The following is a 23,910-nucleotide window of genomic DNA, read 5'->3' as shown; positions in this document are numbered from 1 at the left end:
CCTTAAACATTATCTCATCAATAGCTCATTAACACGTCTGAGATAAGCGGCTGGATCATCTAACTGACCGCCATCTGCTAGTAATGCTTGGTCAAAAATAACTTGCGCCAATTTATCAAAATCTTCGGCTGACTGCTCGCTACTTTCAAGCTTTTTAATAAGTGGATGATCAGGGTTAACCTCAAGCGTCGGCTTGCTTTCTGGCACATCTTGACCCATTTGCTTCAGCATTTGGATCATTTGCGGCGATAGCTCACCTTCACCAACGACCAAGCAGGCAGGACTATCAACCAAACGCGTCGATACTTTAACGTCTTTGGCACGTTCGCCTAACGCCGTTTTTAGCTTATCAACGACTGGCTTCATGGTTTCTTGCGCTTTTTCAGCTTCAGCTTTTTCGGCTTCGTCTTGCAAGTCGCCCAAATCAACTGCACCTTTAGCAATGTTTTGTAGCGGTGTCTCATCAAATGAGGTCAAGAAATTCATCGCCCACTCATCAACACGGCTGGTCATCAAGATAACTTCGATGCCTTTCTTTTTAAACAGCTCTAATTGTGGGCTATTTTTAGCAGCCGCTAGATTGTCAGCCGTTAGATAATAGATGGCTTTTTGACCCTCTTTCATACGTGCTTTATAGTCTTCAAAGCTGGTCGTCACACTATCCTGAGTACTGGTTGCATAACGCAGCAATTTAGCAATACGTTCTTGATTGCCCATGTCTTCGCCAACGCCTTCTTTGATAACATCACCAAATTCAGCGTAGAACTGCGCAAATTTTTCTTGCTTATCACTGTCTTCACTGTTGGCAAGGCTAGCCAGCAAAGTCAAAATACGACGCGCGTTACCATCGCGGATAGATTTTACATCACGCGACTCTTGTAATAGCTCGCGGCTGACGTTCAATGGCAAGTCGGCTGAATCGATGACACCTTTAACGAAACGCAGGTACATTGGCAACAGCTGCTCTGCCTCGTCCATAATAAAGACGCGCTTAACATAAAGCTTTAGACCATGCTGCTGCTCACGAGTGTACAAATCTACAGGGGCTTTTTTCGGAATATATAGCAGCTGAGTATACTGAACACGACCTTCGACACGGTTATGCGTCCATGCTAGTGGCGCGTCCATGTCATAGGTGATATTTTTATAAAAATCGATATACTCTTCATCTTCAATCTCAGAGGCTGAACGTGTCCATAAGGCACTGGCTTTATTAATGGTTTCCCATTCGTCTGTTAAGACCATTTGACCATTGGCAGGCGTGTCACTGCCTTCTTCAACCTCATCTTCTTGCCAAACTTCTTTACGCATCTGAATCGGCAGACTGATATGGTCAGAGTATTTATTAACCAACTGCTTAATTTTGCCACGGTCTAAATAGCTGTCTTCACCCTCAGAATATTGCTCTTTTAAATGCAAAGTAATAGCGGTGCCACGAGTTTCTTTCGTGATAGGCTCAACAGTAAAACTACCCGTACCATCTGATACCCAGCGTACGCCTTTATCCGCAGGTTCGCCAGCTTTGCGAGTTTCAACACTAATAGTATCGGCAACGATAAAGCCCGAATAAAAGCCAACCCCAAATTGACCAATCAACTGACCATCTTGCTTCTGTGATTCAGACAGCTTGTCTAAAAATGCTTTAGTGCCAGATTTGGCAATCGTGCCTAAGTTTTCGATGGCATCAGCTTCGTTCATCCCGATACCGTTGTCGGTAAAGGTGATGGTTTTAGCGTCTTCATCGACAGCGATACGAATTTTTAGCTCGCCATCGTCTTCATAAAGGCTGTCATCATTAGTCGCTTCAAAGCGCAATTTATCACAGGCATCAGAGGCGTTTGAAACCAGCTCACGGACAAAAATATCGGAATTAGAATATAGCGAGTGCGTCACTAAGTGCAATAATTGAGCTACTTCTGCTTCAAAGGTATGTTTTTTTAATTCTGGGCTGCTTTTATCAACATTGATGCTATCAACTTTTTGATTATCAACTGGGTTCAGTTCACTCATAAAAAACTCCTTCAATTTATGTTAAAAACTTATTATAAGATAGCAGTCCTCAAACGAAACTTACTCAATGAATATTAGAGAGCTTACGTTTTGAACACTGCTAAGCTGTTTATACTAATAGGGGCGCGAGAGAAAATTTCAAGCGTAAAAACTTGATTCAATAAAAAACACCGCTCTAGTTTCCTGAGGCGGTGTCATTGTAATGATAATAGATTTAGCAAGTATATTTAGTAATATGTTTTTAGATAAACCTATCAGCTATAAGCAGCTAGGCAAATGACGAGCAGGATCCGAATCACGGGCTGCCATTGCATCTTCAACCGTTAAACCTAATGCTTTGGCAACGCCTTCGCCATAAGCAGCATCACACCAGTTACAGTTGCGAATGTGGCGATACTGAATAAAGTCCGGCACACCCGCCATATTGTTCGCTGTGTTTTCAAATAGCACTTGTTGTTGCTCAGCACTCATCAAATTAAACAATGCGCGAGGTTGACTGAAATAATCGCTATCGTCTTCACGGAAATCATAATGCGCCGCATAGCCGTTAACCTTCAATGGTGGCTCAGCATAATCAGGCTGCTCTTGCCACTGGCTAAAGCTGTTTGGTTCATAATGCGGGCGACTGCCATAGTTATCATCGACACGTCCTTGACCATCACGATGATTGCTCATCACAGGGCAACGCGGCTTATTCACCGGAATTTGCTGATGATTGACACCAACACGATAACGCTGAGCATCGGCATAGTTAACCAAGCGATTTTGTAGCATTTTATCCGGTGAAACGCTGATACCCGGTACTAAATTACTTGGGGCAAATGCTGCTTGTTCCACATCGACAAAGTAGTTGTCAGAGTTTTTGTTTAATTCGAACTCGCCAACTTCAATCAGTGGATAATCACCTTTTGGCCATACTTTGGTTAAGTCAAACGGATGATAAGGAACGGTATCCGCCTCAGCTTCTGGCATGATTTGCACATACATTTTCCACTTTGGAAAATCACCATTTTCGATGGCATCGTACAAGTCTTTTTGATGACTTTCACGATCAGAACCAACCACCTCTGCCGCTTCTGCATCGGTCAAGTTCTTAATGCCTTGTTGCGTGCGGAAATGGAATTTGACCCAGAAACGCTCATTGGCGGTGTTCCAAAAACTATAAGTGTGCGAGCCAAAACCATGCATATTTCTATACGATGCTGGCAGACCGCGATCACTCATAACGATGGTGACTTGATGTAATGCTTCAGGTAATAAAGTCCAAAAGTCCCAATTGTTGGTCGCCGAACGCATATTGGTACGTGGATCACGTTTGACGGCTTTGTTTAGGTCTGGGAATTTGCGCGGATCACGTAAGAAGAACACAGGCGTATTATTACCCACCATGTCCCAGTTACCTTCTTCGGTGTAGAATTTCAAAGCAAAGCCGCGAATGTCACGCTCGGCATCAGCCGCGCCGCGCTCACCTGCTACGGTACTAAAGCGCGCAAACATCTCAGTTTGCTTACCTACTTCACTAAAGATAGCAGCACGGGTATATTTAGTGATGTCACTGGTCACAGTAAAAGTACCAAATGCGCCTGAGCCTTTAGCGTGCATGCGGCGCTCTGGAATCACTTCACGGGCAAAGTTGCCTAGCTTTTCATTTAGCCAGATATCCTGTGCTAATAATGGACCACGCTTGCCTGCAGTGAGACTGTTTTGATTGTCAGCCACCGGTGCGCCGTTGCTCATCGTCAATTGGGTCGGGGCGTAAGGACATTTTTTATCGCTGCTATTATTACTGTTGTTGTCGCTCATAATCATATTCCTTTGGATAGCAAATGGATGAAAGTACAAAAACTATTCTGAATAAGCTTCTAATAATATATCCAGAATAGTTGTACATGTTTCTGAAAAACGGCTATTTTTATTCATAGTAACCTGTAAACACAGTAATCTTGCCTCGTTAGACACCATTACAACCGATTAGCATTGATTTGTATAATTAATTAATTACATGCTTTCGTTTTGTTTTTCAGAATTACTCAAAATATTGTCTAACTCATCCAAATGCTTTTCATTCATAGAGCGATCTCAAACAATGACTACCTATTGGATACATTTTTGCACTAGCGCGGCATGGGACGAATAGTCAGAATTTGCTCACTACGACCAAAAGGTCCTTGCGTATCATGTAATATAGCGCTGCTAATCCCTATGCCATCATCACCGTATTGCTGCACTGCCTCAATGCCAAGCCAGCGACCTTGCGGCGCGCGGTGCATATGAATTTGCAAATCAGTATTGGGGAACATCCATTCCAGTTTTGCCATCCCCAGTCCAAGCCTTGGTACAACCCCATTGGCAGTATCGGCCATGCCCAATAAATGCACCATGTCATGGGTAGGCATACCCTCTACCATGTCGATATCATTGGTCATCCATACCATACCTTTACCAGGACGACGATTAGGTTCAGCTACCAAACGTACGCTTTCAATGAAACCGCCGGGCCAACCTTTCATACCATCCCAAGCGGGTAACGCTTCAGGCTTATATATGGATTTTTGATCTTCAAGCCCTGCAATGACACTGGTATCTTGAGTAATCAAGCGCCATGCACGCGCAATGATGGCATCGCGACCACGACTGCTCATCACTGCTTCGATAAGCTCAATAGTCCTACCCGGACGGATACATCGCGTAGTCACGATAAAATCATTAAGCGGTATCAGCCCTAAAATATCCAAGCTGATACGAGCAATGCGCATATTTTCTTGTGGTATAAAACTTTGTAATTCGGCAGTGAGCAAGCCGGTGGCTGGCGCCATATGTTGCTCATGCTCGTTCCAAGCGCCTTGCGCATGCTTAGTTGGCTGATAATAAGCAACACTACTACCATCTGCTTGCTGCTCACGTTTTATAAAAGTGTAATAAGCTGACATGAATGTCCTTGAATTCTTTTCAAAATAGATTGATTAGGTATAAAAGAAAGGTAGGCTTTCTTTGTTTAGCGCATAAGGGCTTGCTTTTGTACCGTCAGCAGTGTGCGACTTTTAGCCATTACAAATAGAAAGAAAGCCATAATGGCGATAAGCGCGCCATATAACAGACTGTAATCTCTCATAAACTGGGTCGTATTTAACATCAGCATCCCTATCAGGATGACAATTGTAAACGTATTAATTTTTAATTGTTTATTGATCTCATCAAGGCTAGCTTCTGCCAAGACAAATCTTTTTTTCTGCTTTTTCATTTTATATTTACCTATCTGGCGCTATATACAAAGCCTGCTTATTTTATTTGCCAACTTGCGTCATTGGAATTCGTAAAGCTTTTGGCAAGCTAAAGGTGACATTTTCTTCAATGCCCAACAGCTCACTTGGCAAATCACCACCCCAATCTTGCAGCTGCTGTAGTACCTCTTGAATCAATACTTCAGGCGCTGAAGCACCCGCAGTCACGCCCACACTTTGTATCCCATCGAACCAGCTCTTATTCATTTCAGTGGCATTATCAATCAAATACGCGCGGCAATTCATGCGCTCTGCCAATTCACGCAAACGATTTGAGTTTGATGAGTTTGGTGAGCCAACGACCAAAACCACCTCACAGCGACCCGCTAAATCCTTGACCGCATCTTGACGGTTTTGGGTGGCATAACAGATATCGTCTTTACGTGGACCTTGAATATGTGGGAACTTTTCTCTCAATGCATCAATAACGCGCGCGGTATCGTCCATCGATAAGGTCGTTTGGGTCACAAATGCTAAGCGCTCAGCATTCTGTACGCTCAAGGCTTCAACATCGCTCTCGTTTTCAACCAGATGAATCTGTCCGCCATGACGATGGTTAAAGCGTCCCATAGTGCCTTCTACTTCAGGATGTCCCGCATGTCCAATCAATACCGCATCCATACCATCCTGCGCAAATTTAGCGACTTCGATATGTACTTTGGTAACTAAAGGACAAGTAGCATCAAACACCGTCAAATCACGACGTTCTGCTTCATCTTCTACAGCTTTTGAAACCCCGTGAGCGGAAAAAATAACAATAGAGCCGTCTGGCACTTCATGTAGCTCTTCGACAAAAACAGCACCGCGATTGGCCAAGTCGGATACCACGAACTTGTTATGTACCACTTCATGACGAACATAAATGGGTGGCTCAAAACGTAACAGTGCTTCGTTGACAATCGCAATCGCGCGATCCACACCAGCACAAAATCCACGTGGATTGGCAAGATAAATTTGCATAAGAAGACCTATCATTAGATAATTTATATAAAAGCCTAGGCTTAAAGCTTAAGCCACCGAAACTTTTATTCAAAAGTTGGGATAAAAACGATACCCTACTTTAGCATAATTTGCTTTTAAAGCAGTTTATAATGAGGCATCGATTACTACTTTTGTCAGCATACATGATGGTGTTTTTTATTTTTACCAGCCTTTTATATTAATTCGAATACTTTTATTTATTTATCAAGACATAATTTACTAGGACACACTGTATGACAGGTTCATTATTTATTATCACTGCCGCTTCTGGCACAGGCAAGACCTCCTTGGTTAAGCAGCTACTTGCCACCACCAATGACTTGACTGTCAGTGTTTCACACACCACTCGTGAGCCGCGCCCAGGCGAGATTGACGGTCATCATTATCATTTTACTGACGTTGATAAGTTCGTGACTGCCATCAGTGAAAGTCAGTTTTTAGAACATGCCGAAGTATTTGGCAATTATTATGGCACCTCAGAGCAAAGTGTACGCGCGCAACTGGACGCTGGTGTCGATGTCATTTTGGAGATTGATTGGCAAGGCGCGCTGCAAGTCAAAAAAATCTTTACTGATGCCATCATGATTTTTATTTTACCGCCAAGTATCGCCACTTTACGTCAACGCTTATCAACGCGTGGACAGGACAGTACGGAGGTGATCGAACAGCGTTTGGCTGGTGCTGTTAATGAGATGGCGCAGTACGTCAATTTTGACTATGTCATTATTAATGACAGTTTTGAGGTTGCTTTAACTGAGCTTAAAGCAATTATCGTTGCCGATAGACAGACTCTAAAGCGTCAACAGCAGCGTTATCAGCGCACGATTACCAATCTACTTAGCAATACAGTAGACGAGTAAATGAAGCGTTGATATGTCTTAATGCTTCATCTCGAAAATAGTTATCAGCAGACAAGCAAAAAGCAATTACGCCTGCAAGCAAAAAATGCTATAATGTCTAGCTATCCCCCTTTATATTTTTGATATTATTTTTATTGAGTGGCGCGCCATGCTCGCAACCAGTAAAAACAACCGAGGTAGCTATTTATGGCACGAGTGACGATTGAAGATTGTTTGGATAATGTTGATAATCGCTTTGAGCTGGTTCTGGTCGCAAGCAAGCGCGCACGTCAGTTGGCTAAAGGCATCGCAGAGCCGTTGGTTGATGTTGATAACGACAAGCCAACAGTATTGGCATTACGTGAAATCGCTGCTGGTAAAATTACCCGTGATATTTTAAATCAGCCAGAGCATAACTTTGCTACTAGCTCGTTAGATTTAGCATTGTCAGGCGATCACAGCTTCTAATAAATTACCGTACAAAGTATGAATTTAGCAAGCATACGAGTATTGACTGACGATAGAGACCACAGCATAGGCTGTGGTTTTTTGGTTGTAATGATACTGGCTTTACTGTTTTAGTAGCCGTTTGGCTTTTAAAACCTAACCTTAAGTAAGAATTCTCCAGTTTTTACATTAGCTTATTGCTTAGCGGTTGACATTGGCGACGATTTACGATTAATTAGAGGGTAGTCTGCCCATTTTTCAGCTTTATTCTTAAGCTCTATATTAATAGCTCAGCACTTATTCAGCCATTCTTTACCTTGCTAAATCATCATTTAAGCAGGTAAAAGAACATAGGATCGTGACTTTATGATTCAAAACTTGCCCAAACTCAGTCATCCATTAGTTGATGACGCTCAATATAATCTGCTGCGTTCAGTAGGTTACCTCACGGGCGCTGAACGCCGTGATATTGTTGATGCCTGTGAGTTCGGTGATGTTGCGCATATTAAAGACAAGCGCAAGTCAGGAGAGCCTTATATCACGCATCCGATTGCGGTCGCTGAGATACTAGCCGGCTTTCGCTTAGATCGAGATACCATCATTGCGGCAATTTTGCATGATACGGTTGAAGATACGGAAGTGAGCGATGAGCAGATAGAGCAGCGTTATGGCAAAGTGGTTTCTAGGCTGGTCGATGGTGTGACCAAATTAAAATCATCGACGCATAATAAACAAGAAAATAAAGCGGCGACCTTTCATAAAATCCTGACGGCTACCCTCGCAGACCCACGTGTATTGATTATCAAGCTTGCTGACCGTTTGCACAATATGTCGACCCTAGATGCGGTACGTCCTGAAAAACAACGTACCACCGCGCAAGAAACTTTAGACTTTTATGTGCCCTTTGCACGGCTCATGGGTCTCAACGATATTGCTGATTATATCGAGGTACTTTGTTATCGCAATCTTAACTCTGAGATGTATAACAAGATCTCTGATAAATTGCTACAACATGGGCTTGGGCGCAATTTTCAGAGAGAAGCCATTCATCGTTATTTAAGTATTGTTCTCAATAATCTTGATCTTGATGGCATGGTTAAAGTCTTAGACAATCGAGTGGTTATCTTCCGGCAATTTTTCCGTAATCGCGGCGAGATTAATGCACTGCTGCGCCATTACGCGTTTGAGATTGTGCTAGACAATATCGAAGCTTGTGACAAACTTGCCTACTATCTCATTAAAAAATATCAAATTGCGGACAGTCATATTGCGGACAATATCCGCAGACCTTTACCTGGCGGCAATCAATCGCTGACGCTTATCTACGAGCGCGACAATGATTTTGTTAAAGTAACGATTTTGACTAAGCAGATGCAAAGTGCCGCAAGGCTTGGGGTTATTGGTGCAGAGCATGCCTCTGATGTCAGTCAATCAGTCATTCAGGCGTCATTACGCAATATGAAAGATTTGGTCGATGAGGACTGTTTAAACGAAGGCAACCCTGATTTTGCCGCCGCAGTATCGACTATTAATGAGCTGATGGATTACCTGCATTCTAGTAAAATCATCTGTTATAGCCCGCAAGGTCGCGCTTATGAGTTGCCACAAGGTGCGACTGCGCTAGACTTTGCTTATGCTGTTGGTCCGATGGTTGGCAATGTCGCGGTTGGCGCTAATATTGATAAAAAACATGCCAAGCTTGGGACGGTAGTCAAAAATGGACAGTTAGTAGAAATCGAGGTTAATAGCCATTCTGAGCCAAAAGCAGAATGGCTTGGGTTTGTGGTTACTAATAAAGCCCGTGTAGAGATTTTGCGTTGGTTCAAAGATTTATCGGCGGCTGATAAGCAGCACCATGGTAGACAAGCACTAGATCGCGCACTGAAAACTTATCAAAAAAGCTTGGACGATCTAACCGATAGTGACTGGAAGAATCTAACAGAATGGCGTGGACTGACTGAGAAATCAGCGCTATTTGAGCAAATAAGCTCCGGTACGTTGTTACCGCAACTCGTGGTCACGCGTTTGTTTAGCGATGAAGTCTGTGATATCCAATCGCAAGAACGTATCGATGACATGACCCAACCACAGCAACTGATCGTCAATGCTTCAGGCGTTGAGCTTGATTTTGCCAATTGTTGCCATCCGATTTATGGTGATCCTATCGTTGGACATTTATCCCGTCATGGTCTGGTCGTGCATCGACATAAGTGCTTTTCACTAGACGATATTCGTAAAGACAATCCCTATCAAGTCATCCAATTACGTTGGCGCAATGATAAGGCGATCAAGCAAAGTGACTCAGAAGATCACGATAATAAAATTCGTTTTCCTGCTTATTTAAAACTGTCTATAGCACTGAGCGACGAGCAAATCAGTAAAGTTATTTATAATCTGCGGCAGTTAAATATAGGGGTTGAAAAGGTCGACGTACGTAGCAATGATACTATCATTCATATTGTTGTTCGTAGTCGCAATCACTTAGCCCAAGGTATTCGTGAACTACGCTCCTTACTTGGTTTCCCCAATATTATGCGTTTATATCAACTATAAATACTTTTATCATCATAACTGTTAAAATATATGCCTTTTAAATTATCTCTTAACACATAGATGATTTTGAAATATGTAAAACTTTTAATCGTGCTAAACGCTTCTATTAATTTTTAGAAAATAGTTTTAGCACATCAAACACCAAAAAATATGATAAGGATATATCATGACACGTCAAACCATCCAAACGGATAAAGCACCTGCAGCCGTTGGCACTTACTCACAAGCGGTAAAAGTTGGCAATACTGTTTATATTTCAGGTCAGCTAGGTTTTGACCCTATCACCATGGAACTAAAAGAAGGGTTTGATGCACAAGCGAAGCAAGTATTTGAAAACATCAAAGCCATCTGTGAAGCTGCTGGTGGCAGCTTAAATGACGTGGTCAAATTCAATGTATCGTTAACTGATTTAAATGATTTTGCAGCATTAAACGAAGTATTCATGGCTAATTTGACTGAACCTTATCCTGCCCGCGCAGCGGTGCAAGTAGCGGCATTGCCTAAAGGTGGCGTGGTCGAAATTGAGTCTATTCTATATATTGAATAAGTTAGATATTCAATACTGCTTGAATAACAATATTTCATATTGAATCACCATAAGCTTAGCCTCATGCTAAGCTTATTCATCTCTCCCTCTTTATTTTTATTTCATATTGACTTAATCAAACTGCGAAGCCTTTTTATGTTGGTACAAGTTGCTCTGCCCGTGCCCCTTTATCGGGTATTTGACTATAGCCTACCGTCCGATATAAGTGCTTTGCCAAATGCTTCGCCAAACAATAGCTCAATACAACTGCCGAAAATTGGCAGTCGTGTTGAGGTGTCTTTTGGTCGTCAGACTTTAATCGGAATCGTGGTTGCTCATATTGCTCAAGCGGATACCAGCGTACCACTCAATAAGCTGAAACCCATTAATAAGTGTTTAGATGCTGAGTCTATTTTAGATAACAGTATGCTAAAGCTCGCCTATTGGCTTGCGCGTTATTATCATTATCCGCTTGGTGAGGTGTTAGCGGTCATCTTGCCCACCTTGGTTCGTCAAGGTAAACCACTAGATTTACTCATTACCCATTGGCGAATTCTGCCACATATCACTGATGACGACTTTCGTACTAACGCCAAAAAGCAAAAGCAGCAGTTTGATATGCTAAAGCTACATGGTCAACATGGTGCAAGTGAAGATGTACTACTATTAGAAGGTATGGCGCGTGCTTTTTTAAAAACACTAGAAGATAAGGGTTTGATTGAACGCTATATTCAACCAAAACAAGCACCTACTCCTGTCAAATTGGCAAAAATGCCCCTTGATCTTAATGATGAGCAACAGCTTGCCGTTGCAGCGATTGTTGCTGCACATGAATCCAAATGCTACACGGGCTTTTTATTAAATGGCATTACCGGTAGTGGCAAGACTGAAGTCTATCTACAAGCCATGCAAGCAGTATTGGAGGCTGGCAAGCAAGTGCTTATTTTAGTGCCTGAGATTGGGTTAACGCCACAGACGCGTGCGCGTTTTGCCAGTCGCTTCGCTGCGCGTATCGTCTTGCTACATTCTGGTATGAACAATACTCATCGATTGCAAGGTTGGCAAGACTGCCGTACGGGTCACGCACAAATCATTATCGGTACGCGTTCGGCAGTACTATATCCGTTTACAGATTTAGGCTTAATTGTCGTTGATGAAGCGCATGATGGCTCCTATAAACAGCAGGATACCTTGCGCTATCATGCTGCTGATGTCGCACTTTATCGAGGATTCCAAGCCAAAATACCGGTCGTCCTTGGTACGGCTACCCCTTCTCTTGAACATTTAAAATTAGTCGATGAGGGCAAGCTAGTAGAGTGTCAATTATCGACGCGCCCTGGTAATGCTAAACCTGCGCCCATGCAGCTGATTGATGCGCGCTTGCAAAGTACTCATCAGCAAACGCAAGATGATGGCGCGCGCTATGATACCGGACTGACGGATGCGCTTATCGGCGCCATAAGGCAAACCCTAGAAGCTGGCGATCAAGTTTTGATATTTTTAAACCGTCGCGGCTATGCGCCTGTTTTATTATGCGAGGCATGTGGTTGGCAGGCAGATTGTCCGCGCTGCGACGCGCATTTAACCGTTCATTATAATAATCAAGCCCAGCGTAGCAATTATTCCAGCAACTCTTATTTAAAATGCCATCATTGTGATTGGCAAGCCTATATTCCGACTGTATGCCCTGATTGTGGCAGTCAAAATCTAGATGCCAAAGGGATGGGAACAACAAGGCTAAGCGAAAATTTGCACGCTATCTTTGCCAATCCGCAAACCAGTAAAGCGCTTTATCCCATTATTCAAATTGATCGTGATACCACTAGGCGTAAAGACAGCTGGGAAAATATCTATCAGCGTATTAATGAAGGCAATCCTGCCATATTGGTCGGTACGCAAATGGTTGCCAAAGGCCATCATTTTCCCAATGTCACGCTCGTTTGCCTACCCAATGCTGATCGTGGCTTTTTGTCTGCAGACTTTCGCTCGCCAGAGCATACTGCCCAATTGATGATCCAAGTAGCGGGGCGTGCAGGACGCGGGGATAAATCAGGACGTGTATTGATTCAAACGCTGCAACCGGACAATGCGTTATTATTAAAATTGGTGAAAGACGGTTATTTGTCTTTTGCTCGTGAGCTGTTGCAAGAGCGTAAAATGATGGGACTGCCCCCTCATAGTCATGCCGCGCTGATACGCTGCGAAGGTAAAACCCTTGCTGCCACCACACAAGCACTCAAAGATGCCATTGCCATTCTGCCAACAGGGCACAATTTAGCCGTTCTTGGTCCTATCGATGCGCCCATGAGTAAAAAGAACAGTCGCTATCATGCCCAGCTTTTGCTATTGGCCAAGGATCGTCAGCAACTGCATCATGTTTTAAATCATTGGTGGCAACCTGTCCTTACCCTACCGAGCGCTAAATATCTTAAGCTTACTTTAGATATTGACCCTGTCGGCTGGTAACGCAAATTTGCGAGTTATTGCTAGCATAATCATTTGTCGCATTACTCTTTTATCTTTACTTCGTCAGTACAGTTTCTAATATTTGACTATGATAAATTTACAATAACAAGTTGATCATTGTTATCAAAAACCATCCTACCTTATGTAGAGTAGATATTGCTCATCAAATCCATTATCAGCAAAATTGAGTGTTGTTATGAATCCAGACCATCCAAACTCTAAAAAAAACGACCATGCTCATCAGAGCATATCGGCTGATACGCATGGACACGTTGAGGAAGGTGAGGAAAGTGGTGGAAAAAGTAATAATGCTTATAAGAATCAAGACAGCCACGATCATGATGAACATCTAGAGCAAACAGTCGCCACGCGAGATACCAAAGGCTATCAGCGGACTTTACTGATAAGTTTTTTAATTATTACAGGCTACATGTTTGTAGAAGCAATCGGCGGTTGGCTCACTGGCAGTTTGGCATTATTGTCCGATGCCGGTCACATGCTGAGTGACGCGATAGCACTTGGCGCCACCTTAATGGCATTTAAAATTGGGGAAAAAGCAGCTACTCATCAAAAAACGTTCGGTTATAAACGCTTTGAGATTTTAGTTGCCTCTGTGAATGGGGCGACACTTGTCATTATTGCGCTAATGATTTTTTATGAGGCCATTAAACGCTTTAATTCGCCACCTGAAATTGCGACCCAAGGCATGCTTCTCGTCGCCACTATCGGTATGCTGATCAATATTTTGGTTGCGTGGCTTATGCACCGAGGTAACCGTAGTGGTGATACTCACGGTCATGATCATGGAGCCAATGAAGGCACAGTAACGGTCAAAACATCGGATGACAAAGAGCCGGTCAATCTCAATATGCAAAGTGCTTATTTGCACGTATTAAGTGATTTAATGGGTTCAGTGGCTGCCATTATCGCCGCATTATTAATGATGAGTTTTGGCTGGGTATGGGCAGATGCGGTAGCGTCCGTAATTGTAGCAATACTTATTTTATTTAGTGGCTACCGTGTCGTACGGGATTCTGTACATATTTTAATGGAAGGGACGCCAGAAGGTATCTCTCTAGTGAATGTCGAAGAAAAACTCCTTGCTCATCCGCAGGTGCAAAAAGTGCATGACCTACACGTTTGGAGTATTACCAGCGGTTTAAACGCCTTATCTTGTCATGTGGTCGTCGATGGTGAAATGAGTATTCATGAGTCCAGTATATTGATTGGCAGTCTAGAACGAAGCCTGCTTGAGCTCGGCATCCATCACGCTACTATTCAGGTAGAAAGTGTGGCACACCCACAAACGAGTACCCATAGCGAAGCCCTAGTCTGCAATATCTCAGAGCGACCAGCAGAGAATAACCATATCGGGCACAATCATTAAAATAGTTTGTCATTGAAAAAGTCTGGTTTAAAAAAATGCGGCCAGTCATCTAGACGTCATTAATTATTTAAATATCGTCAATTGTTAATGACATCTAATCAAATCATGAAAATAACACAGTATAAGCCACAATAACCATACGGCAATGCTTATCCAAACACCCAATCCCACTCCTAGCAAGGTCATGCGAATCCAAAAATCCAAGTCACCATTCATAATATGAGGAAAATAAGCAGGTCCCATAGTCGATGCCATTATTAGCCAAAGTCCAACTATAAGTGCCAATCCTGCACCTATAATTCTTATTAGTATCTTTCCAATATTTTTTAATAAGTTAAGGCGATTAAGTATAGCAAGCTTATTTTCTAGAGTATTATTCATAAGTCTTCTCTTTCTATTTTTTCATTTAAACTATGTTTAATGCCCTATCTTGCGACTGATAGTAATCAAATATAGCAAAATGAAATATCTCCATACCGCATATACCAATATCACACTGACTTTTATCAATGTAATCACATGTTAAAAATGATGAGAAATTTAGCCTCTCTGTCATATTTTTAATATAAATTCTGTATACTGAAAATTGAAACGCCACATTTGCCACCAATGGATGACCTTCTGCTATGTCTAGACGCTCAGCGCCATTCGTCGCCCCAAGTTATATCGATGACTCGATTTCAAAGGATGGCAAAAAACACGCCAAAGTTTTATTATCGACGCTGCAAGAAGACATTGCTCGCTTTCGAGGCGCCCAGTTTCCACCTGATATCTTACGTCAAATTCGTGACATGCCTATCTATGAAGGTAACTTAGCAGAAGTCCAAGCCTATCAGCAACGTTGGCACAATTTGCTTGAACGCGCCATGGCGTTTTATCCTGCTGCCAATCTGCCGCCTGACTATTTGCCACTGCCTGCCAGCCTTGAGATACCGCAGTTTATATATCATGTGCAGCGCCTACATCTGACCAAAACCCATGCAAAAGAATCCAAGAGTTTCGGCTCGGTCGGGGCGCTTACGGATAAATGCGGCGATTATAGTGCTGATGACATTGCACGTATGATTGCTGCGTTTGATAAGGATGATGAGACGCGTTTGGTCGCGCACCGTGAGTTTATTGATTTGCGTGCTTATGTATTTTGCCGAGATAATAAGGGTGAGATGCTAGAGCCTGAACGGGTACGGTTTTATCGAACTGGACTTATTGTCCATGTCCTACCCGATTTTAAAATCGTAGACAGTCGACAGACACCGCGTAAGCGCCGTAACGATGCCTATAACAATCCGCTGGCAGATAATGGCATATGGAAGATTTATCGTAAAAAATAATCGTTATAAAATTGCTTTTTATTTCTAATACTGCTGTTGTATTGCCCATTTATCGTCATTGCTAAGGATTCCAGATGTTCGCTGCCGCCGCCAGCTCACCAAATTTGATGTTACAAGCGACAATTTTCTTGGGAGCAGCCCTGCTCTTTGTACCCCTTGGTAAACGTTTTGGTATTGCGACGGTTTTAGGTTATCTGATCACAGGATTGATATTAGGTCCAAGTGTACTGGACGTCGCAGGTGACGCTGAGAGCTTATTGCATTTCTCTGAGTTTGGCGTGGTGATGCTGCTGTTCATCATTGGGCTTGAGCTGCAGCCATCAAGGCTCTGGGCACTCAGGCGCTCAATATTCGTCCTTGGCGGTTTGCAAGTTGGTTTGACTGGTGTCTTATTGATGGGGCTGTTACATCAGATTTTTGGCTTGCAGCTCGATACTGCTTTTATCGTTGGCTTCGGGCTTGCGCTCTCATCTACCGCCTTTGTCCTACAAATTCTGACTGAAAAACAGCAGCTATCGAGCACTCATGGCCGTGAAGCCTTTACGATTTTATTATTCCAAGACATTGCGGTTATCCCTTTATTAGCGGTCATTCCTTTCTTATCAGGGGTGCGTGAACAAAGCTATGATTTGATTTATTTTGGTAAAGTTTTTGCGGTTTTTGCTGGACTTATTTTTGCCAGTCGCTACGTCGTTCGTCCATTTTTTAAATTTGTTGCCTCAAGTGGTGCGTCAGAATTACTAACGGCGGTCGCGCTATTTATCGTAATGGGTGTGTCAATTTTGATGGGTCAAATCGGGCTCTCAATGGCGTTGGGCGCATTTTTAACTGGTGTATTGTTGGCGGATTCTGAATACCGCCATGAGCTTGAAGCCAGTATCGAGCCTTTTAAAGGATTGTTATTAGGTCTGTTCTTTATGTCAGTCGGTATGTTGACCGATGTGAAATTGATATTAGCAAAACCCATTTTTATCATCGGCTGTGCGATGGCATTGATGTTTATCAAGTTCGGAGTGATTACAGCGATTGCAAAAATTTCAGGTAATCGCTGGCCAACCAGTATTCGACTGGGGGTTACACTGGCTCAAGGTGGTGAATTTGCTTTTGTCTTGTTCAGTGTTGCAAGTGCCCAAAACGTCTTACAACCTGAACTTGCCAATACGTTAAACCTGATCGTAACCATCTCTATGGCACTCACTCCTTTGGCATTCTTGTTATTAGAAAAAGTCGGCGAGCCATTATTTGCCAAAAGCAAACCAAGCCGCGAATACGACACGATTCCAGATCATGAGCATCAGGTGATTATTGCTGGCTTTGGGCGAGTCGGTCAGATTATCGGTCGTGTGCTACGTATGCACAATATTGAGTTTACCGCGATTGAACGCTCGGCAAACCGCGTTGATTTTGTCCGTAAATTCGGTAACCAAGTCTATTATGGTGATCCAAAAAACCCTGAAATCCTACGTGCAGCAGGTATCAAAAAAGCACGTGTCTTTATCCTTGCCATCGATGATTTAGAGCGTTCTATCACCACCGCCCAATATTTACGTAAAAACTATCCAGATTTAATTATCTTAGCACGGGCACGTGACCGCCAGCATTACTACCGATTACGTGAGGTTGGGGTTCGTCATATCTGGCGTGAGACGTATTTGTCCTCGCTAGATATGTCGCGTGAGTCGTTACAACTGCTTGGCATATCACCAGAAAAAGCGCGCGAGACAGTACAAACCTTCCGTGATTACGATGATGATCTGATTGAACGTCAACAAGCTATTTATGATGATGAGGCCAGTATGATTGAGTCGGCTCAATCATCGATGGCGGAGCTTGAAAGCTTATTTGATGAAGATATTGGCAAAGCACGTAAGATGGATTTGAGCGATTTTTATGAAGCGCTAAAAAGCCAAGCCATACCAGTCGATGATAAAGATAATAATACGACTGAATCTAAGCATTAATTTTTTCAACTATAGAAATTGTTGTCAAAAATAATTCTCAGTCTTTGTAGCCACCTAATCAGGGCTACAATTTTCCGGCGCTTGTTTCTTATTCAATGAGCTGATGCATTCCCAATCATCACTGTTTGGCAGATGATAAAAGACCAGTGTTTGATCATTGAGATAACGTATAGGGAGTTTTACATTTTGAATGGTCGCAATCACTACACAATCAGTTTCTGCAACGCCAGCTGCGCTATGATCAATCTCAATATGTACCTGCTCAGTGCCGCTATCGATAGGCAGATCCAGCGGACATCGTCCTGTTTGCCGATACACTAGCGCCACATGGTTTTGCGTGGTTTTAACGGTATCATACGCATTAAACAGCACTTCGTTTTCTTTTGGTTTGGCAATAATAGGTAAGAACTGCACTTTAATGACCATTAAGATAAAGGCAAAAAATCCAAAACCCCATCCTAGCCCAAATAGGCTCACCCCGCCCTCTTGGCTTAGATGGGCTTTTTGCAAGCGCTCATCTTGTGGATAGTCATTAATCACGTCGGCAATCTCACGTCGTGCCATCCGGTAATAGTAAGCATCCGTCCAGCGTGCCACCATAAACGACCAAAACAGCCAAATCAGCGCGGCAATACTAACGCGTATCGTCATCTGATAAGCATCAGCAATATAAGGAATTACTAAGAACTCAACCGCTACCAAGACTAGCGCGATATTAAGCTGAATAAAAGACCATCCTGCCACGCTGTAGACGAGCGCATCCATGTAACGCTTACGATAGAGTAACCATGGAAAGGTCACAAAAAATGCTGCCCAATGCCATTTTGGCGACAGATAGCCTTGTTCATCAAATTGCTCAAAGCGTTTTAGATAATAGCGTTGGCTACGATGTCCGATAAACCATTTATCCAGTTGTGTGCGTCTGGCAGGAGGCAATTTTTCTTGGTAAAAAGGGGGCGGCGAATCCGTCTCAATAAATAACATAGTGACAAGCCTTACATGCGATTAAAAAGACATTTAACTTAACTATTGGGATTATATGATAACGCTAATAGCATTGCATGGGCCAGAGAAACACTAGATAAATAATGTACCTAAATTACAAAACGCGCTGACATTATTAAAAAAGTATTGTTCATTCACAGCCGTACAGATTTCACTTATAATAAGCGTACTACCCATTTATTAAGCCTTGTTAATCCTATGAGTCAACATCCTGATATTAATACCAACGTCGACGCCACCAGCCTTACCGATGATCAAAAATCTTTAGACACTAATGCTACTAGTGGCAATGAGGTCGCACCTGACGGCAATAAGCACATTCGTATCGTCAACACCTTTATGAAACGCCGTACGCACATGAATAAAAATGCCGAGCTGGCATTGACGGCGCCTGAATTTGCACATTACTTGGTTAATAACAGCTTTGGTGATGGTAACCTTGAAGGTATTGACGATTTGCGTGCGCTATTTGCTGAATTGCCAAACGGCAGTGAGGCACCCTTGACCCTTGAGATTGGTTTTGGACTTGGAGATTCGTTCATTGAAATGGCAGCAGCCGAGCCAAGTCGTAATTTTGTTGGCATTGAAGTCCATGAGCCGGGTATCGGCAAATGCGCTTATATGGCTGGTACTCAAAATTTGAGTAATGTCAGAATCATCAATGGTGATGCCATTCAACTACTCAAACAGTTACCAGAAAACCATATCGATCGCATTCAGCTCTACTTTCCTGACCCATGGCAAAAAAAGCGCCACCATAAACGCCGCTTTGTTAGCCCTGAGCGTATGGCGATTGTCACCCGCAGCCTAAAGCAAGGCGGCTGGTTCCATACCGCCACTGACTGGGAACATTATGCCTTTTGGATGGTAGAAGTTTTAGATGGTTTTGCAGGCTTAAGCAATCAAGCAGGCGCAGGCAATTTCACTGCCCGCCCTGACTTTCGTCCAATGACAAAATTTGAGCGCCGTGGTCTAGCAAGCGGACATGGGGTTTGGGATTTAATCTATTTAAAAGACTAATACCAAACGCATTACGTCGGCTTCCTTTAAAGCGGCTAAGATATTTATCAGTATCTTAGCCGCTTTTTTATATCTGTCAGTCTTTAAACCTTTTACTCATAAGGGTTAAAGACTGATATAACTGACTATAAATATGTTTGATGAGTATCAATAGCTTTCAATTCGAAAAAAAATTATCAGCACAGATGTGAAACATAGGCATTGCCCATACTAAAATCCTGCTAAATTTAAACTTGTAAAATCAGAAAGAGCCAAGTTTTGTAAATTAAATGATAACTCTTGTCTGCGCAATCATTGATACCGTAAGGGCTTGGTGAGTTCTCCCCATAAGCTGTGGATAACCCTGTGCATAAGTCGCTACTTGACAAGCATTTGCCTAGATAGCTTAAAGGCTTAGGTAAAATCGTTCATTTTTTGTACGATTTAAAAATTTATTAAAATCAATAGGTTAACGATAATTTAAAAGCAAAATAATTTATTTATAAAATTTTTAATATTAATTTTATCCTATGATATGTTTCACACTGGCTAAATAAAATTTATTTATTTATTGTGGATAACTTCCAAAACTATTGACAAATAGCATGCTCATCAGGTTCAAATATGAACAGCAATTTTTAGCATTATATACAAATATTTTTGTTTTCTCATACGACATCTATTGTCGCCTAGTATTCAGTTATGCTCAATATATACCTTGGATTTTGTTATAATTACCCTATCTAATAAACAATGATATAAAGTTAGAGGAAGACATAATCTGGTGATATAAGTTGCAAGCACTATGAGCCTCATTAAAATCTCTAAACTTTTTTTCGCTTTTATCAGCATCTAATTTTACTGTATAGTAGCGTGATGTATAACTAACATCGCGATCTACAAGACTCATCTCATTGCCTACTCTAAGCTTAGTTCAAAATGCTATCAGCGATAGTTTACATTGCCATTGATAGCATTGAACAAGCCGTTTTGATATTAATACAACTTATCCTTATAAATGATTGATAACAAGGAGTCCTACATGGACGACAATAAAGCCAAAGCACTTAAAGCTGCACTAGCTCAAATCGAAAAGCAGTTTGGTAAAAATACCATCATGCATTTGGGTGACAACTCAGCAACGCTTGATGTCGACGTGGTATCGACTGGTTCATTAGGTTTAGATATCGCACTCGGGATTGGCGGTTTGCCAAAAGGTCGTATCGTTGAAATTTATGGCCCTGAAAGCTCAGGTAAAACGACTATGACATTGCAGGCAATTGCAGCGTGCCAGAAACAGGGCGGCGTTTGTGCCTTTATCGATGCTGAGCATGCCTTAGACCCTGTATATGCTCGCAAGCTTGGTGTGAATACGGATGACTTGCTACTTTCACAGCCTGATAATGGTGAACAAGCACTTGAAATTACTGATATGTTAGTACGCTCAGGTGCAATCGATATGATCGTTATTGACTCAGTCGCAGCCTTGACGCCGCGGGCCGAAATTGAAGGCGAGATGGGCGATTCACACATGGGTCTGCAAGCCCGTTTGATGAGCCAAGCTTTACGTAAAATCACTGGTAACGCCAAACGTTCAAACTGTATGGTATTATTTATTAACCAGATTCGTATGAAAATCGGCGTGATGTTTGGTAGTCCTGAAACCACAACTGGTGGTAATGCACTTAAGTTCTACGCTTCTGTGCGTATGGATATTCGCCGTATCGGTGCAGTCAAAAATGGTGATGAAATCATCGGTAACCAAACTCGCGTTAAAGTCATCAAAAACAAAATGGCACCACCATTCCGCCAAGCTGAATTTGAGATTACTTACGGTGAAGGCACCAATCACTTAGCCGAAGTGATTGATTTGGGTGTTGAGATTGGTGCAGTTGGTAAAGCGGGCTCTTGGTACAGCTATGGCGATGAAAAAATCGGTCAAGGTAAAGCCAATTCTGTCCTGTTCTTAAAAGAGAATCCTGCTATTGCTGAAGAGATAGAAGCCAAAATCCGTGCTGAAAAACTTGGCGTAAAGGATGACAGCAAAGTAGCGGTCGTGGCTGAGACTAACGAAGAACTAGCCTCTGAACCTGTACAATAACGGTATATTTTCAGACCGTTATCAGCAACTATGATGTCTTATGAAAATTAAAACGTTAGCTGAAATACTCGCTGAGTCGGATAATGATTCAGCGAGTTCTACGCATAAAAACAAGAAACCCATTGAACAACATTCATCTACTAGGTACTCATATAAAGACAAGCCTAAAAGTACCAGTAAAACTGGCAAGCGCTCTCAGAATCTAAATACATATGATTTAGATGAGAAGTGTACAATAGATAACCACACTAACTTTACGGCAGATTCGACTGGCGCCTCTTCCTCTTTAAAAATTTCATCCAAATCCAAAAAACGTAAAAAACACTTTCATCCAGCTGCTACCTTTCACGCTGAGCCTAATAGTGTACCTACTTATCAGCCACCTGCTGCGCAAAGTATCAAAGAGATGCTCGCTGAAGTTAAACATGCGGTTCATGACAATAAAGAAGATAGTGTCTCTATTAATGAGACTGGCATTGATTCAGCTTTGATGAACTCACAACAAGTATTTGAATCGGTAGCTGCTCATGATATTCAGGGAGGCGACCAAAACAGCCAAATCGATAACTTACCAGCTGCTCTAAAGGCATATTTGCGCACGCCTGAGCAGCGCCAAGCGGAAATGGATGCAATCAAAGCAGAAAGTCGCTTACGTTGGTTGGCATTTTATTATTTGTCACGCCGCGAATACGGTAAGGCTGAGCTTAAGCAAAAATTGCTAGATAAAGAGCAAGAAGCGGCTAAAATTGATGCCCTACTCGATGAGTTCGAAGAAAAAGGCTATCAAAGTGATTACCGCACTACTCTAATGCTGATTCGTGAAAATATCAGAAAAGGACGCGGCAGAGGTCGTATCAAGCAAGAATTCCATCGTAAAAAGATGACGATGCCCGATAATATCGATGAACTTATCGATATGGCAAATGCAGAATCTGATGAGTTTAGTGAATTTATAGATGACAGCGCAGATAATTTGGTCGAAGGTATAGACTGGCTCAAACTGGCAGTCACAGCGCGTATCAAAAAATATGGTGATGATATACCCACTGAACAAAAAGACAAAGCAAAGCAACTACGGTTTTTACAATATCGCGGCTTTAATAGTGATATTTGCTTTGCGGCATTAAACTATACGTTAGATACTTTAGATGAACGTTTTTAGCAATTTTTAATGCAACAATTTTAACCTTTGTCGTTCGCTATTATATTTTAGATATAAAAAAGCGCACCTAATCAGGTGCGCTTTTTTATCGTTTTAAATGCTATAAATAATAACCTAATTATTTTAGTGCCCCTAGACGGCTTGATAATTGACTGATAATTTGGTCAATTTCTTCATTGGCTTCAGGTTCGTTATCTAAATTACCGTTTGGCGTCAATTGGTTCATGACTTCAGGTAATAGCTCAGCCAACCCTTGACGCACCTCTATCTCGTTAGCGCCTGTATGAGCAGCGACTTGCTGTATTTCACTGTCATCAAACAATCGATTGATATCGTTAGGATCAAGATTATCGTTAAGCTCATTAGTACTCAACCAAGAACGCGCTTGTTTTTCATAGCCCATACCGGTAATTTTCGAGAGAGCACCACTTAAGCCACCATTACGCTTTATCCAACTCAGTACCATAGGCATAAGGGCAGCGATAAGCATACCTTTACCACCGAAGCCACCTCTCGTCGTTTGACCACCAAGTACACTACCTAGAATATCACCAAGTCCACCAGTACCTGAACTCATGCCACCGCGCTGTTTGCCACCTGTTAACCCGCCGATAATATCGTCTAACCCAAAACCATTGTCTGCTGAGCGGCGCTCGTACTGTTGTGGATTATAACCCGCTGACTGATTGCCACCGCCAAGCACACTCCCCAATATATCACCAAGACCGCCGGCACGACGCGGATTGATACGTTGATTAACTGGATTACGCTGTGCGTCCTCTGGATCCATGGCACTACGTGCTACTTGACTCACTAAATTCCCTAGCAAACTCATAACTTTATCCTTTTTATTATAATAAC

The 23,910-nt window shown here is 42.4% G+C and carries 19 protein-coding genes; 11 read left to right on the top strand and 8 right to left on the bottom strand.

The genetic code is table 11. The annotated features are described in order from the left end of the window. Nucleotides 1–9: 9 nt before the first annotated feature. The 5 genes from htpG to ispH all read right to left on the bottom strand — a co-directional run bounded on the left by htpG (nt 10) and on the right by ispH (nt 6,251). Nucleotides 10–2,010 (bottom strand): molecular chaperone HtpG, encoded by a 2,001-nt coding sequence (gene htpG, locus H0262_RS03630; protein ID WP_181209721.1) that lies wholly within the window; start codon nt 2,008–2,010, stop codon nt 10–12. 258 nt (nt 2,011–2,268) lie between these two features. Continuing rightward, complete coding sequence (locus H0262_RS03625) at nt 2,269–3,813, bottom strand: catalase (RefSeq protein WP_181209720.1); 1,545 nt, start codon at nt 3,811–3,813, stop codon at nt 2,269–2,271. 311 nt (nt 3,814–4,124) lie between these two features. Continuing rightward, the gene (locus H0262_RS03620) at nt 4,125–4,940 is read right to left on the bottom strand and encodes a thioesterase family protein (protein ID WP_181209719.1); all 816 of its coding nucleotides are present in this window, start codon (nt 4,938–4,940) and stop codon (nt 4,125–4,127) included. Nucleotides 4,941–5,005: 65 nt separating this feature from the next. Continuing rightward, nucleotides 5,006–5,251: a hypothetical protein gene (locus H0262_RS03615; RefSeq protein ID WP_181209718.1), complete on the bottom strand. Its 246-nt coding sequence runs from the start codon at nt 5,249–5,251 to the stop codon at nt 5,006–5,008. A gap of 43 nt (nt 5,252–5,294) precedes the next feature. Continuing rightward, nucleotides 5,295–6,251 carry a 4-hydroxy-3-methylbut-2-enyl diphosphate reductase gene (gene ispH / locus H0262_RS03610; protein ID WP_181209717.1) on the bottom strand — a complete coding sequence of 319 codons (957 nt, stop codon included), beginning with the start codon at nt 6,249–6,251 and terminating at the stop codon, nt 5,295–5,297. Between the two features lie 254 nt (nt 6,252–6,505). Here ispH and gmk point away from each other — a divergent pair, with 254 nt between their 5' ends. From gmk to H0262_RS03580, 6 genes are all read left to right on the top strand, one after another. Further along, a complete protein-coding gene (gene gmk, locus H0262_RS03605; protein ID WP_133104701.1) occupies nt 6,506–7,132 on the top strand; it encodes a guanylate kinase in 627 nt (208 codons plus the stop codon). A gap of 186 nt (nt 7,133–7,318) precedes the next feature. After that, the gene (rpoZ, locus tag H0262_RS03600) at nt 7,319–7,579 is read left to right on the top strand and encodes a DNA-directed RNA polymerase subunit omega (protein WP_011280985.1); all 261 of its coding nucleotides are present in this window, start codon (nt 7,319–7,321) and stop codon (nt 7,577–7,579) included. Nucleotides 7,580–7,924: 345 nt separating this feature from the next. Beyond that, complete coding sequence (locus tag H0262_RS03595) at nt 7,925–10,111, top strand: bifunctional (p)ppGpp synthetase/guanosine-3',5'-bis(diphosphate) 3'-pyrophosphohydrolase (RefSeq protein ID WP_020444169.1); 2,187 nt, start codon at nt 7,925–7,927, stop codon at nt 10,109–10,111. 166 nt (nt 10,112–10,277) lie between these two features. Next, entirely contained in the window at nt 10,278–10,658 is a 381-nt protein-coding gene (locus tag H0262_RS03590) for a RidA family protein (protein ID WP_011514323.1), read from the top strand. Nucleotides 10,659–10,793: 135 nt separating this feature from the next. Beyond that, on the top strand, nt 10,794–13,103 hold the full coding sequence (locus H0262_RS03585; RefSeq protein ID WP_409033817.1) for a primosomal protein N': 2,310 nt from the start codon (nt 10,794–10,796) through the stop codon (nt 13,101–13,103). 196 nt (nt 13,104–13,299) lie between these two features. Continuing rightward, a complete protein-coding gene (locus H0262_RS03580) occupies nt 13,300–14,490 on the top strand; it encodes a cation diffusion facilitator family transporter (protein WP_181209715.1) in 1,191 nt (396 codons plus the stop codon). An 84-nt stretch (nt 14,491–14,574) separates the two neighbouring features. Here the strand turns inward: H0262_RS03580 and H0262_RS03575 are convergent, their stop codons facing one another. Continuing rightward, nucleotides 14,575–14,871, bottom strand: coding sequence for a hypothetical protein (locus tag H0262_RS03575; RefSeq protein WP_181209714.1), 297 nt, complete (start codon nt 14,869–14,871; stop codon nt 14,575–14,577). A 245-nt stretch (nt 14,872–15,116) separates the two neighbouring features. Between H0262_RS03575 and H0262_RS03570 the strand changes: the two genes are divergently transcribed. Further along, a complete protein-coding gene (locus tag H0262_RS03570) occupies nt 15,117–15,821 on the top strand; it encodes a hypothetical protein (protein ID WP_133104705.1) in 705 nt (234 codons plus the stop codon). 74 nt (nt 15,822–15,895) lie between these two features. Then, nucleotides 15,896–17,782, top strand: coding sequence for a monovalent cation:proton antiporter-2 (CPA2) family protein (locus H0262_RS03565; protein ID WP_181209713.1), 1,887 nt, complete (start codon nt 15,896–15,898; stop codon nt 17,780–17,782). Nucleotides 17,783–17,836: 54 nt separating this feature from the next. Here the strand turns inward: H0262_RS03565 and H0262_RS03560 are convergent, their stop codons facing one another. Then, entirely contained in the window at nt 17,837–18,766 is a 930-nt protein-coding gene (locus H0262_RS03560) for a DUF2628 domain-containing protein (RefSeq protein ID WP_181209712.1), read from the bottom strand. A gap of 219 nt (nt 18,767–18,985) precedes the next feature. On the opposite strand from H0262_RS03560, the gene trmB reads away from it, so the two are divergent. The 3 genes from trmB to H0262_RS03545 all read left to right on the top strand — a co-directional run bounded on the left by trmB (nt 18,986) and on the right by H0262_RS03545 (nt 23,049). Beyond that, nucleotides 18,986–19,807 carry a tRNA (guanosine(46)-N7)-methyltransferase TrmB gene (gene trmB / locus H0262_RS03555; protein ID WP_181209711.1) on the top strand — a complete coding sequence of 274 codons (822 nt, stop codon included), beginning with the start codon at nt 18,986–18,988 and terminating at the stop codon, nt 19,805–19,807. 1,021 nt (nt 19,808–20,828) lie between these two features. Next, nucleotides 20,829–21,887 (top strand): recombinase RecA, encoded by a 1,059-nt coding sequence (gene recA / locus H0262_RS03550; RefSeq protein ID WP_181209710.1) that lies wholly within the window; start codon nt 20,829–20,831, stop codon nt 21,885–21,887. Between the two features lie 40 nt (nt 21,888–21,927). After that, nucleotides 21,928–23,049, top strand: coding sequence for a regulatory protein RecX (locus H0262_RS03545; protein ID WP_181209709.1), 1,122 nt, complete (start codon nt 21,928–21,930; stop codon nt 23,047–23,049). A 118-nt stretch (nt 23,050–23,167) separates the two neighbouring features. Here H0262_RS03545 and H0262_RS03540 read toward each other — a convergent pair whose 3' ends face one another. Next, a complete protein-coding gene (locus H0262_RS03540) occupies nt 23,168–23,884 on the bottom strand; it encodes a YidB family protein (protein ID WP_181209708.1) in 717 nt (238 codons plus the stop codon). Between the last annotated feature and the right edge of the window lie 26 nt (nt 23,885–23,910).

The sequence above is a fragment of the Psychrobacter sp. D2 genome (assembly GCF_013608135.1).
GTDB classification, from domain to species: Bacteria; Pseudomonadota; Gammaproteobacteria; order Pseudomonadales; family Moraxellaceae; genus Psychrobacter; species Psychrobacter cryohalolentis.
Note: the sequence above shows the minus strand (reverse complement) of the source record. Positions and strands in the feature narration are given on the sequence as shown.